At 58.3% G+C, this 13,784-nt stretch carries 10 protein-coding genes; 7 read left to right on the forward strand and 3 right to left on the reverse strand.

The annotated features are described in order from the left end of the window. Positions 1-28: 28 nt before the first annotated feature. Positions 29-1,321 carry an ABC transporter substrate-binding protein gene (locus FJU08_RS01975; RefSeq protein ID WP_141147290.1) on the reverse strand — a complete coding sequence of 431 codons (1,293 nt, stop codon included), beginning with the start codon at positions 1,319-1,321 and terminating at the stop codon, positions 29-31. A gap of 49 nt (positions 1,322-1,370) precedes the next feature. Further along, positions 1,371-2,447, reverse strand: a complete 1,077-nt coding sequence (locus tag FJU08_RS01980; RefSeq protein ID WP_141147291.1) for an ABC transporter ATP-binding protein — start codon at positions 2,445-2,447, stop codon at positions 1,371-1,373. Between the two features lie 245 nt (positions 2,448-2,692). Between FJU08_RS01980 and FJU08_RS01985 the strand changes: the two genes are divergently transcribed. The 5 genes from FJU08_RS01985 (at position 2,693) to FJU08_RS02005 (ending at position 8,988) form a co-directional block, all read left to right on the forward strand. After that, positions 2,693-3,418, forward strand: a complete 726-nt coding sequence (locus tag FJU08_RS01985; RefSeq protein ID WP_141147292.1) for a GntR family transcriptional regulator — start codon at positions 2,693-2,695, stop codon at positions 3,416-3,418. A gap of 175 nt (positions 3,419-3,593) precedes the next feature. Next, the gene (locus FJU08_RS01990) at positions 3,594-4,817 is read left to right on the forward strand and encodes an efflux RND transporter periplasmic adaptor subunit (protein WP_141147293.1); all 1,224 of its coding nucleotides are present in this window, start codon (positions 3,594-3,596) and stop codon (positions 4,815-4,817) included. Between the two features lie 3 nt (positions 4,818-4,820). Continuing rightward, positions 4,821-6,767, forward strand: coding sequence for a MacB family efflux pump subunit (locus FJU08_RS01995; protein WP_141147294.1), 1,947 nt, complete (start codon positions 4,821-4,823; stop codon positions 6,765-6,767). Positions 6,768-6,926: 159 nt separating this feature from the next. Further along, positions 6,927-7,772, forward strand: a complete 846-nt coding sequence (locus FJU08_RS02000) for a hypothetical protein (protein ID WP_141147295.1) — start codon at positions 6,927-6,929, stop codon at positions 7,770-7,772. Positions 7,773-7,893: 121 nt separating this feature from the next. Then, positions 7,894-8,988, forward strand: coding sequence for a linear amide C-N hydrolase (locus FJU08_RS02005; protein WP_141147296.1), 1,095 nt, complete (start codon positions 7,894-7,896; stop codon positions 8,986-8,988). Between the two features lie 332 nt (positions 8,989-9,320). Here the strand turns inward: FJU08_RS02005 and gad are convergent, their stop codons facing one another. Continuing rightward, positions 9,321-10,715 carry a glutamate decarboxylase gene (gad, locus tag FJU08_RS02010; RefSeq protein ID WP_141147297.1) on the reverse strand — a complete coding sequence of 465 codons (1,395 nt, stop codon included), beginning with the start codon at positions 10,713-10,715 and terminating at the stop codon, positions 9,321-9,323. Between the two features lie 328 nt (positions 10,716-11,043). Between gad and FJU08_RS02015 the strand changes: the two genes are divergently transcribed. Both FJU08_RS02015 and FJU08_RS02020 read left to right on the forward strand, forming a co-directional pair. Next, positions 11,044-12,162: an alpha/beta hydrolase gene (locus FJU08_RS02015; RefSeq protein WP_181409717.1), complete on the forward strand. Its 1,119-nt coding sequence runs from the start codon at positions 11,044-11,046 to the stop codon at positions 12,160-12,162. A 168-nt stretch (positions 12,163-12,330) separates the two neighbouring features. Then, on the forward strand, positions 12,331-13,773 hold the full coding sequence (locus tag FJU08_RS02020) for a metal-dependent hydrolase family protein (RefSeq protein ID WP_141147299.1): 1,443 nt from the start codon (positions 12,331-12,333) through the stop codon (positions 13,771-13,773). Positions 13,774-13,784: the final 11 nt, after the last annotated feature.

Consider the following 13,784-nt stretch of genomic DNA (forward strand, 5'->3'; position numbering starts at 1 on the left):
AGGAACAGACCGGCCTCCGCATGCCGTTTTAGGACGCGATGAACTCGTTCCAGCGGCGAACCATGTAACGGTCCTCGTCCATGACCGAGTTCCAGCAGGCAACATGGCCCATACGCTCGTCGAAGGAGCCGCCATCGCGCACGGCGCCGGCCTTTTCCATCACCTGACCTTCCGGTGAGAGGATGTCTTCGGTCGCGGGCTTGCCCTCGATCCAGTAGCCCCATTCATTGTCGGACATGAATTTCTTCGCCGTATCCATGCAGGCCGAATAATAGCCCTGACGGTTCAGATAGGCGCCGACCCAGCCGGAGAGGTACCAATTGATATATTCATAGGCTGCATCAAGCTGCGCACCTTCAAGATGCGAGGCAAGGCCGAGACCGCCGCCCCATGCGCGATAGCCTTCCTTCAGCGGCTGATACTTGCAGGCAATACCCTTGGAGCGAACGGCGGCAACCGCTGGCGACCACATGGACTGGATCACGACTTCGCCGGACGCCATCAGGTTGACGCTTTCATCGAAGGTCTTCCAGAAGGCGCGGAACTGGCCTTGCTTCTTGGTGGCGATCAGGAATTCGATCGTCTTGTCGATCTCTTCCTTGGTCATGTTGCCCTTGTCGCCATATTTGATCTTGCCGTCGGCTTCCATGATCATGGCGGCATCCATGATGCCAATCGACGGAATATTCAGGATCGAGGTCTTGCCCTTGAAGGCCGGGTCAAGAATATCGGCCCAGGAGGTGATGTCGCGGCCAACGAGATCGGGGCGGATGCCCAGGGTATCGGCGTTATAGATGGTCGGAACCATCGTCATCCAGCCGGTCTCTGACGGTGCGAAGGTCTTGTCACCGGGCTTTTCAACAAAGCCGACAGTGTGCGGTGCGGTCCCCTGGGCGATGACACTGTCAGGCGTCAGCTTGCCGGTTTTGAACAGCGGAACGATATCACCATAATAGGTGAGCTTGGAGACATCCATCGGCTGGATGACGCCGGTCGCCCAGATCTTCTTCAGGATCCAGTATTCGATATCGGCGATATCGTAGGAGTTCGGCTGGGTGGCGGCGCGCTGGGCGGCGGCATCAGAATCCATTGCCGTCATTTCCAGCGTGATGCCGAGATCGGCCTTGCACTTCTCGGCAACGGCGTTGATGTTGGAAACGCCGGTGCCGAACTGGCGCAGCGTGATCGGGTTTTGCGCCCAGATCGTCGGGAAACCGGTGATAAGACCGGAACCGACGGCCGCACCCGTGGCGGCAGCCCCCGTCTTCAAAAGCGTGCGCCGCGTCAGGCCCTTGCCCTTCTTCTTGTCGCTGTCAGTCATCTTGTCTGCTCTCCTTCCAGAGATATCCTGTTGAAATATCTATTTATTTTTATGCCAAAATGATCGCGTCATAGGCGTTCCAGTAGACAGGGACCGCCTCCCCCACGCGAACCGGATTTTCAAAGAAACGGCTGTCGGACAGAATGACGACGAAGTCCTCGACGCCCGCCCCGTTCATGATCAGCTTCACCGTCGAGCCGAGATATTCGACCGTCGAGACGACACCGGTGAAACCGAGGCCGGGAACGGCAGTCTGCCCCAGCCGGATGTGATCGTTGCGCACAGCAATATCGGCATGCACCCCGACCTCTTTCGAGCGCCCGACAGCGGCAAACTGGCCGCCGCCGGGGACATCAAGCGTGACACCGGAGCCCGTTGTCTCCGAAACACGCCCCGAAATGACATTATGGTCGCCCATGAAACGGGCAACGAAGGCCGTCGCCGGCTTTTCGAAAACCTCACGCGGTGTGGCCGCCTGCTCGATCTTGCCGTCGTTCATCACCACGATCAGATCGGCGAGCGCCATCGCCTCCTCCTGACTGTGGGTCACGTGAACAAAGGTGATGCCGAGCGAGGTTTGCAGCTTTTTCAGTTCCGCGCGCATCTGCACCTTCAAGAAGGGGTCGAGCGCCGACAGCGGCTCGTCAAGCAGCAGGGCTTCCGGATCGGTGATAAGCGCACGCGCCAGCGCCACGCGCTGCTGCTGGCCACCCGACAATTGCGCCGGGCGCCGTTCGGCGTAGGGTTCCAACTGCATGAGCTTGAGCATATCAAATGCCTTGGCCCGCCGCTCCGCCTTGCCGACCCCCTTCATCTTCATGCTGAAGGCAACATTCTCGACCAGATCGAGATGGGGAAACAGCGCATAGGACTGGAACATCATCGCCGTGCCGCGCCGCGCCGGCGGCAGTTCCGTCACATTCTTGTCGCCCATGACGATGTCACCGCGCGAAACGGTTTCATGCCCTGCGATCATACGCAGCGTTGACGTCTTACCGCAACCGGACGGTCCGAGCAGGCAGCAATAGGTGCCGGCAGGAATTTTCAGGTCAATGGAATCGACAGCAACAGCCTGCCCATAGATTTTGGATACAGAAACGATCTCGATCGCTGCAGCTTTTGACATGGAGGCCCCTCATTCTTTCTGGCTTTCTCCATGCATTCCGCGTGCCACTTTCGCGAAAGTTGTGTATGTCATTGTAAGCAAAGCTGAATTTTGAACGGCTAAATCGCACTCATCTGATCAATTCACATGCATGCACAAAAAACAGACATTGAATACAATCAAGATGCACAATTGTGAGCATAATAGCTTCACCTTTTCCGAAACGCGCTATTTTCAAATCGGCGCGAAAAAGGGTACAAGGCAGTATGAAACACGATAGCACCATGGATGAAGGGCTCCGGCTCTCGATCGACTCATCGCAGGAAGATCGCGCGCATGCGATCCGCGACGCCCTGCGCGACGCTATTGTCGACCGTCGCTTGGCACCGGGAACACGCCTACCGGAAGCAGAAGTCGGCACGCTCTTCAACGTCAGCCGCACTGTCGCACGTTATGCATTGCAGATGCTTGCCTTTGAGGGCCTGGTACAGAGCGAACGAAACAAGGGGGCGATTGTATCCAATCCTTCCCCGGAAGAGGCGCGTCAGGTCTTCGCCGCCCGCCGTCTGATCGAACCAGGTATCGTTGCAACGGCGATCGAGCGGATCGGCCCGGCAGAGATTGAGCGCTTCCGGCAGCAACTGGCCGAGGAAGACCACCACAAGGCCCGGCGCGGCGGCGAGGCAAAACGTTCGGAGATCAAGGCATCGGGTGATTTTCATCTCCTTCTGGCGGAATTTGCCGGTAATGCCGTGCTCGAAAAATTCATGAGCGAACTGGTTGCGCGATCATCGCTTGTCATTGCGCTTTATGGCCGCTCCGGCGTCTCAAGCTGCGGGCATAGCGAGCATGAGGAAATCCTTGCCGCCATCGAGGCCGGCGATCCGGAGAGCGCCAGCGCCACCATGCTGCGCCATATCGATCTGATGGAAGGCGACCTCGACCTGCGTCCTCGCGATGGCCTCACCCTGCGTGATGCACTTCAGGTCTGATCCGGTTTAGACGTCGCGCAACGCGGCAATATTACAGATATTTCACGACCTGCTTGTATTGCCGTGACGCTTTCGGGCACGTAAAATTGGAACCAGCGGAATCGCCCGTTCCGGCCACGCGGCATTTTTCGCTTCCAAGCTCTTGTAGCGAGAACATTCTGGAAGACGAATAGAAATGAAAATCAAACGCCTTGCCATATTGGCAACCGCCGTTGTGATCGTCGGCGGCGGCGGTTACGGGTTGTGGAAATTTGTCCTGAAGCCGCCGCCTGCCCCGCTTGCCACCGTTGCGGTCAGTCGCGGCGATATCGAGGAGACGGTACTGGCGACCGGTGAACTCAAGCCGGTACGACTTGTCGCCGTCGGCGCCCAGGTCTCCGGCCGTATCACCAATGTCAATGTCAAGCTTGGCGACACCGTCAAGGAAGGTGATCTGATTGCCGAAATTGACGACACGACCCAGCAGAACAGCCTCAGGACCGCCGAGGCATCGCTTGCCAACGTCAAGGCGCAGCTTGCGGAAAAGCAGGCAACGCTGACCCTCAACCAGCAATCCCTTGCCCGCTACAAGGAATTGTTCAATCGCGAATCCGGCACCAAGGCGGATTTTGAAAGCGCGATGGCCGATGTTGGCGTGACCGAAGCGCAGATTGAGGCGCTCAAGGCCTCGATCACCGAGGCACAGGTTGCCGTCGATACCGCCAGGGCCAATCTGGGCTACACCAAGATCACCGCACCGATTGCCGGAACCGTACTTGCCATTGTCAGCCAGGAAGGCCAGACGGTGAATGCCAGCCAGTCCGCGCCGACTATTGTCGTGCTCGGACAGCTCGACCAGATGACCGTCTATACCGAGATTTCCGAAGCGGACATCACCAAGGTGAAGGCCGGCATGCCGGTCTATTTCACCGTGCTTGGGGACCCAGACACCCCCTATAAGGCGACGCTGGACTCGATCGAGCCTGCGCCGGAATCGATCAAGAGTGATTCCAGTTTCTCGACCTCGAGCTCGTCCTCATCATCCTCCTCGTCCTCCAGCTCATCCTCCTCGGCGATCTATTACAACGGCGTCTTCACCGTCCCGAATCCTGACGGCAAACTCAGAACCTATATGACTGCCGAGGTCCATATCGTGCTGGGCTCAGCCGCCAATGTGCTGACCATCCCGTCTGCAGCGCTCGGCAATGCCGGGCCAGACGGTCAATATCGCGTGCGGGTTATGCAGCCCGACGGAACGATCAGGCCGCAAAAGATCAGCATCGGCCTCAACAACAAGGTAACGGCGGAAGTGCTGTCAGGCCTCAGCGAGGGCGACAGGATCGTCACCGGGCAGATCTTCGCAACCGACAAATCAGCATCGAATTCCGGGCGCCCGCCAGGTCCGCCGATGAGGTTTTGAGCCATGAGCGATCCACTGATCAGCCTCGCCGGCATCCGTCGCGCCTATGCCTCGGGTGACGAGGAGATCGAAGCGCTCAAGGGTATCGATCTTGAAATCCGTGCTGGCGAAATGGTCGCCATAATCGGCGCCTCGGGCTCAGGCAAATCGACGTTGATGAATATTCTCGGCTGCCTCGACAAACCGACTGCGGGCCGATACGCCATTGGCGGACGCGAAACGGCACGCCTTGACGGCGATGAACTGGCCGCACTCCGCCGCGAACATTTCGGCTTCATCTTCCAGCGCTATCACCTGCTGCCCGAGCTTTCGGCCACAGGAAATGTCGAAATTCCCGCAATCTATGCCGGTATCAGCCCGGCGCGACGGCATGAGCGGGCCAATGCGCTTCTGGCCCGGCTCGGCATGGCTGAACGCGCAGACCACCGTCCCGGCCAGCTATCCGGCGGCCAGCAGCAGCGCGTCTCGATTGCCCGCGCGTTGATGAATGGCGCAGAAATCATCCTCGCCGACGAACCGACGGGCGCGCTGGACAGCCGCAGCGGCGACGAGGTTCTGGCGATCCTCGACGAACTGCATGCGGAAGGCCACACGGTGATCATCGTCACCCATGATGCCCATGTGGCAAGCCGCGCCGAGCGCATCATCGAAATCGCCGATGGTGAGATCATTTCCGACCGGTTGACGCGCCCGGAAACGATGACGCCGGGGGCGAGGCTCAGCCGCGACACGGCAAAACGCTCGGCAACGGGCTTTCTCAATGCCTTCAGCGAAGCCTTCAACATGGCGCTTCTGGCCATGTGGGCGCACAAGCTCAGAAGCTTTCTCACCATGCTCGGCATCATTATCGGCATTGCCTCTGTGGTCAGCGTCGTCGCGCTTGGCCAGGGCTCGCAGCAGCAGGTACTTGCCAATATTTCCAGCCTTGGCACCAATACGCTGGAGATTTTCGCCGGCAAGGGATTCGGCGATGTGCGCGCTGGCAAGATCACAACGCTGACGGTGGCCGATGCGGATGCGCTGTCGGGCCAACCCTATGCCGCAGCTGTGACGCCAACCGTCTCCACCTCGAAGACCGTGCGCTATGGCTCGACCGAATCCAATGCGCTGGTCAGCGGCGTCGGCGCGCAATATTTTGCCGCCAAGGGACTGGAGCTGAGCGAAGGCCGCCTGTTTGATGCAACGAGCGTCAAAAGCATGGCGCAGGACGTCGTGATCGACGCAAACACCAAGGATGCGCTCTTTCCTGAAACAAGCCCGGTCGGCAAGGTAATTTTTGCCGGGGACGTGCCGTTGCGCATTGTCGGGGTGGTCAAGGCGCAGCAATCGGGTTTCGGCTCCAGCGGCAATCTGCAGCTTTACCTCCCCTATACCGCCGTTCAGGCCCGTTTCCTCGGCGACACCTCGCTGCGCAGCATCATCCTGCAAGTCAATGACGCCTATAGCATGGATGACGCCCAGACCTCCGTCACCCACTTCCTGACCCAGCGCCACGGCACGGAAGACTTCTACATCCTCAACACCGACGACATTCGCCAGACCATCACCTCGACCACGCAGACGCTGACCCTGCTGGTGACCATGATCGCGGTGATCTCTCTGGTGGTCGGCGGCATCGGCGTGATGAATATCATGCTCGTCTCTGTCTCCGAACGCGTCTCGGAGATCGGCGTACGCATGGCAGTCGGCGCGCGCCAGAGCGATATCCTGCGCCAGTTCCTGATCGAGGCCGTCATTGTCTGCCTTGTTGGCGGTTTGCTGGGTATTGGCGGCGCGCTGGCGATCGGCTTTGTGTTCTCGCTGTTCGTCTCCTCCTTCTCGCTGGTCTATTCAGCAACATCCATCGTGGCCGCTGTCGTCTGTTCAAGCATGATCGGCATTGCCTTCGGCTATCTGCCGGCACGCAATGCCTCCAGACTGGACCCCGTCGCAGCCCTTTCGGGCGAATGAAACCAAATCATCGGGCAGCGATCTCCGCTGCCCGATTGCAACTTGCAATTTTACAATACCGTGGGCTATGACCAATGGAGGCGAGCGATATCTGGTTCACGATCAAGCACAGACATCCCGCCTGATTTTTAGGTTCTATGGTAAAAACAGGCTTTGGGAATGGCAGACAGAAACGGTCGGGAAAGCCCTCACCGCAGCGTTGAAACCGGCCCCTGGCCTTTCATCACGCTCCGCCTGTACCAACACGGCGGACGGCATTTTGACTGGCGCGCCCGCGACCACAGAAAGGGCCTGTTCCGCCAGCGGCGTGGGCTTGAACATGTCCATGCCCCGATCTGGCAGCGGGCATTCTACAACTGGCTGACGGGCCTTGTCTTCGTCATTGGCGCAACGCTGTTCATGACCGGCAGTGCCATGGCTCTGTTTCCGGCGATTGTCGCCGGCCTGCCCGCCTGGACAACCAATGCAACCTTCTTCGCCGGTTCGATCCCTTTCACCACAGCAGCCTATCTGCAACTGTTCCAGGCCGCCAATGCAGATGAGAAACACACCTCCGGCAAGGTGCCGCCCGCCTTGTTCGGCCGGGATATCAAGAGCCCCGGCTGGCTCAGTGCCTCCACCCAGTTCATCGGAACTATCGCTTTTAATTTCAATACATTCGATACGATTATTGCACCATCACATTGGGGCATTCAGGACCTTGTCATCTGGCTGCCCGGCATGATCGGTTCAGTCCTGTTCCTCGTTTCAGGCTATCTTGCCTATATCGAAGTCGGCCACGCCCACATGTCGCTGCCGAAACGTGATCTGTCCTGGTGGATTGCAGCGATCAACCTTCTCGGCTGCATCACTTTCATGATCGCATCAACGCTCGCCTATATTCCTGCGAGGCCGGAAGCGCCGTGGATCATGGCCCTATCCAACGCCAATCTCTGGTTCGGTGCCTTCTGCTTCTTTGTCGGCGCGGCACTCAGCATGCGCGAGGCACGCAATGCCGCGCGATGAAAGAGGTCGGGAAAACATTTCGTTGCGACACACTTACAGATTGATTTTAACTGGCTGATACCCTTCGATACAAGGCGAGCCTGAACCGCTCTCACCGCGAAAGACAATACCGAGGTCGACTATGTGCACATCCCTTCTCTACTGCGATCTGTCCGGATCCGTTTACGCCGGAAGAACAATGGAACTCCCGGTTGAACTGCCCTATCTCGCGACATTCCTGCCCAGGGGAACGCCCTTTTCGTCCAAAGTTGGCACACATGCCGAAATCACCTTCGAAAGCCAGTATGCCATTCTCGGCTTTGCCGTTCCCAATGGCTCGGTGAAGGATCTCAAGATCGTTGAGGCCATGAACGAGGCCGGGCTTGATTTCAGCCTTCTCGCCTTTGCCGACACCCACGGCCCTGACGATACGCTCCCCCCCGAGACGGCAGTGCTTTCGGCGATCGATCTCGGTGCCTGGATCCTTGGTCAATTCGCAACGGTTGCCGAGGTAAAGGCAGCTCTTGAGGCCCAGCCGGTGCTAATCGAGCCGATGGCAGCGCTTGGCGGAACCATTCCGCCCTTCCACTACACCGTCCATGACCGCAGCGGCGCCTCGATCGTCATCGAATTTTTCGACGGTGAACGCCACATCTTCGACAATCCGATCGGCGTGATGACCAACAGTCCGCGGTTTGACTGGCACCTGACCAATCTCAACAACTATACGTTTTTCAGCAATATCGACCAGACCAGCGCAACAATCCTCGGCCATGAATTCGTTCAGCCCGATTCGGGTATTGCAACGGCCGGCCTGCCTGCTTCCGACACCGCCGTCGGCCGTTTTGTCCGCGCCGCCTATTACGCGAATTTCACCGAAAAGGCAGACGGACCGGATGCTGCAATCCTTGAATTGTCACATGTGATGAACAAGTTCGACCGCCCGCGCGGTGCATCACGCTATGCAAGCGCCAAGGCGAGCGCGCTGACCTCTTCAGCGGCCCAGATCATGGGCAAGGCTGACGAGAAAAAAACCGACACCATTACCGAATATACGTCGTGGACATCACTGACTGATCTTGAGCGCAAGAAGATCTTCGTGAAGCCCTATAGCAGCCTTGGCTATGTGAGCCTTGACCTCGACAAGCTAGCGGAAGCAGGGGCGCCGCGCATCGTCCCGCTTGAGCGTTTCAGCCAGACTGAAGGCAGCGCCACGGACGTCATGCTGGCGCATTAGGGCGCATCCGGAAACGGTGGATGCACTCGGGCGAACATTGACATGCCAGACCGAAAAAGGGGAGCCCGGCGGCTCCCCGCAGACTGTTGACAAAGCCATTCAGATTGCATGCTTGAGGTGGAACAGCCCCTCTCTCCGTCGTCATCCCCGTGCTTGTCACGGGGATCCAGATAAATAATTCATTGAATAAAGACGTTCGTTCGCCGCGTGGACGCCCGTCGGCTGGATGCCTGTGAACCAAGCACAGGCATGACGTCAAAAAAACGGGCAAGGCTTGCCAGCAATCTGAAGGGAGCCCGGCGGCTCCCCTTTTGCTGACAATACCGTCACCATCAGTGATGGAAGCCGGAAGCCTCTTCTTCGGTCAGCGGCTTGCTGATCGGATGGGCGCGGAAATATTCAATCGCCGCTTTCATGTCCTCCACCAGTAATGCGCAGAGATCGATGCTGACGCCGTTTCTGACGAGAATGCGCTGGATCGCCTGATCCTGGCAATTGGCGGGAAGCGTATAGGCCGGCACCTGCCAGCCGCGGGAACGCAACCGGTCAGCAAGATCGAACAGCGTATAGTTGGTCGCAAGGCCTTCCTTCAGCTTCCACGAGACCGCCGGAATCCCCTTGGCCGGATCGCCATCGAAGACGATATCGACCAGCCCGGTCTTTTCCAGCTCCGCCGCCAGATAGGCGGCGCTGCGATAGCAGGCCGAATGAACCTTGCGATAGCCTTCACGGCCGAGGCGCAGGAAGTTGTAATACTGGCAGACCACCTGCCCGCCCGGACGGGAGAAATTGAGGGCGATATCGCGCATATTGCCGCCGAGATAATTGACCCAGAACACCATCTGCTCGGGCAGGTCCTGCTCCTCGCGCCACAGCACCCAGCCAACACCGAGCGGCGAAAGGCCGAACTTATGGCCAGAGGCATTGATCGATTTCACCCGTGGCAAACGGAAATCCCATGGCAGATCCGGCGCGCAGAATGGCGCCAGAAAGCCGCCGCTGGCACCGTCAACATGGATCGGAATATCAAGACCGGTGCGCGCTTCAAGGTCGTCCAACGCATCCGAAACAGCCTTGACGGGCTCATACTCGCCGGTGAATGTGACGCCGAGCGTCGGAACAACGCCGATCGTATTTTCATCGCATAATTTCAGCACTTCTTCCGGCGACATCAGCAGACGGCCGTCTTCCATCGGAATTTCGCGATGTTCGATATCCCAGTAGCGGGTAAACTTGTGCCAGCAGATCTGCACCGGGCCGGTGATCAGGTTGGGTCTGTCAGTCGGCTTGCCCGCAGCCTTGCGCTTTGCCTCCCAGCGCCGCTTCATCGCCAGACCGCCCAGCATGGCCGCCTCGCTTGAACCGGTGGTCGAGGTACCCGTCGCCGGTCCCTCGGGCGCGTTCCAGAGATCAGCGAGCATGCGCACACAGCGCGCCTCGATCTCGGCCGTCTGCGGATATTCGTCCTTGTCGACCATATTCTTGTCGATACAGTCATCCATCAACTGATGGACTTCCGGCTCTTCCCAGGTCTGGCAGAAGGTGGCGAGGTTCTGCCGCGCATTGCCATCAAGCAAAAGCTCGTCATGAATGGCCGCATAGGCAAGGCGCGGCGCGCGCTCGCTGGCCGGAAATTTCGACTTTGGCAGGATGGCGGACAAATCTGCCGCGCCATATGTTTCGTCATTCGGGTCGAACAGAGCCTCGTTCACGCGATCATCAGCCATTGCATTCTCCGCTTTAGCCATCTCAACTTTTCGGAGTGTAGCCATCCGGTTGTAACGGGGTCAAGACAACTTACGGGATTGTTTCACAAGGATATTTTTTTCGAACCCGCCAGGCGGTTTCTCCCGTTCTGGTAAGTTATTACTTCCTAAAGCCATTGATCGGCTTGCTTTCTGCCGGGAGCGCTTTTACTAAATATCTGGTGGTCAGCTTCATAGCGGCACCTGAATACCCCATGATAAACGCTTGCGATTTCAGTCGATGATAGACATGGTCCGCGCCACCGCCCAATCCCCGTTCAAAGCATCGTGCCAGGTCGTGCGTTTTGCTGTGCTTTTCCGATTTTCGCTGCTCGTCGCAGCGCTTTTGCTGATCGCTGCCTGCGCACCGCGTCCCGGTTCGAACATTCTTTACCCGAACCCGCAGGCCGCATCGAGCAAGCGCACCGTTACCGTCTATGTTGCGACGTCCCGCGAGCAGGCCGTTTCGGCAATTGACGGGTTCACCGCCGAGCGCGCAGACCAGCTGAGCTATGCAGAATTCGTCATTTCGATCCCGCCGGGCCACACCGATGGCGAAATCGAATGGCCGCATTCCGCCAAACCGGATCCCGACAAGGTTTTCACCGTCATCAGTCATACGATCCTGTCGAAGAACACCTTTGACAGCCGGATCAATGCTCAGGCCCGCAGCAAAAACAGCAATGGCAAGGTCGCCCTGTTCGTGCATGGTTTCAATGTGAGCTTTCAGGAGGGACTGTTCCGTCTGGCGCAAGTCTCCACCGATTCGGACATTTCCGGGGTTCCGGTCTTCTTTTCATGGCCCTCGCAGGCGCGGCTGCTTGACTATGCGACAGACAAGGACTCCGCCACGTTCTCGCGTGATGGCCTGACCGATGTGCTGGACCAGTTGACAGGCCTGTCTGCGGTTCGCTCTGTCATGCTGTTCGGCCACAGCATGGGCGGCTGGCTTTCCATGGAAGCACTGCGGCAAATGGCGCTCGAGGGCAATCACAAGAGCATGAAGAAGCTGAATGTGATTCTGGCGTCACCCGATATCGATGAAGATGTTTTCAACGCCCAGCTCGACGTCATCGGCCCGCTCGATCCGCCGCTGCTGGTGCTCGTTTCGGGCGATGACCACGCGCTCCAGGCCTCTCGCTTCATTCAGGGCAACCGTCAGCGCGCTGGGCAGCTGGATATCACCGATCCCGATGTCGTGGCCAAGGCCAAGGAAGAAAACGTGCTGCTGCTCGACATTTCATCGGTTCAGTCGCGCGATCCGCTGAACCACAGCCGCTATGCCGACCTTGCGTCGCTCTATGCCGAACTGGAGGACGAAAACGACATGGACAGCCAGTTCAGGCAGACCGGTGCGCTGATTTTCGACGCAGTCGGCAATACGCTCTCGGCCCCTTTCAACATGGCGGGCGCGGCTCTCGACAATTAGGGAATCTATGTCACAGCCCAGCAAAAAGCGTAACGCTATACTTGCTATTATTTCAGGAAACTCGATGAGCGTGTAAAGTCACGTTGGCATAACGAAATGTCGGGAACCGATGAACGCCGGGCCTGCTCCGGGGCTTGGCGATACCGAACACGAATTCCGGGAGAAGAAATGCGCGCAGGAAACAAATACCAGCACCTTGTCCACGGAGCGGGCTGTCCCTGTCATACACCGGAATTTGCGCGCCTCAATGCACGTCTCACTGCCGGTTTCAGCCGCCGCTCGCTGCTGAAAGGCGTCGCCGGCGTCATCGCGGCCAATGCGCTCTCGGCCTTTCCTGCCCTTGCTCAGACCGATTCGCGACCGGTCCTGTTCACCAATGTCCGCGTGTTTGATGGCGTATCCGCCACGCTGATTGAGGGCAGAAATGTTCTGGTCGACGGCAATGTGATCAAGGCTCTGCCCGGCATTGATGAAAGCGTGAGTGACGTCGACGTGATCGATTGCGGCGGACGCGTATTGATGCCGGGCATGATCGATGCTCACTGGCACTCGCTGCTCTGTGCCATTTCGATGCAGACGGCGATGACGGCAGCCATTCCCTATGTTCACCTCGTTGCCGCCCACGAATCAGAACGCACGCTTCTACGCGGCTTTACCACGATCCGCGATGTTGGCGGCCCGTCCTTCCCGCTCAAGCGCGCAATTGATGCAGGACAGGCCGTCGGGCCACGCATCTATCCCTCAGGGGCAATGATCTCGCAGACATCCGGCCATGGCGATTTCCGCATGGTCTATGAGATCCCGGCGTCCGACCAGAGCAATCTCAGCCATGCGGAAGAAGCCGGAATTTCCTCTATTGCCAATGGAGTACCACAAGTTCTTAACCGTGTACGTGAGCAATTGATGCTGGGTGCCAGCCAGATCAAGATCATGACCGGCGGCGGTGTTTCCTCCTCCTACGACCCGATCCCGAGCCTGCAATATACGCCGGAAGAAATCAAAGCCGCGGTTCAGGCCACGGCGGATTGGGGAACCTATGTCTGCACCCATGTCTATACCGCCGAAGGCATTCGCCGTTCGATCGAAAATGGCGTGCAATGTATCGAGCACGGTCAGCTTGCGGATGAGGACACGGTGAAAATGATCGCCGATACCGGCACCTGGTGGAGCATTCAGCCCTTTCTCGGCGGCGAGTTCGCCAATCCGAAAGGCACCGCCCAGCAGCGCAAGGAACAGCAGCAGATCGCCGAAGGCACCGTGCGCTGTTTTGAATGGGCGCAGAAATACGGTATCGAGAAATTCGTCTGGGGCACGGATATCCTGTTCAATCCGGCAGGAACCGTCAATCAGGGCAGGCAGCTCGCCCAGCTCGCCGACTGGTTCTCCAATGTCGATATCCTGCGCATGGCCACGAGCCGCAGCGGTGAGCTGATGGCTTTTTCCGGTTTGCGCAATCCCTATCCCGGCCGCCTTGGCGTCATCGAGGCCGGAGCACTTGCCGACATGCTGCTGATCAACGGCAATCCACTGGAGGATATCGCCCTGATCGGCAATCCCGATAACCTGTCCGTCATCATGAAGGACGGACGCTTCTTCAAAAACACCTTGTGAGGGCTTCTCCG

Source organism: Martelella alba (assembly GCF_006516955.1).
In the GTDB taxonomy this organism is placed as follows: domain Bacteria; phylum Pseudomonadota; class Alphaproteobacteria; order Rhizobiales; family Rhizobiaceae; genus Martelella; species Martelella alba.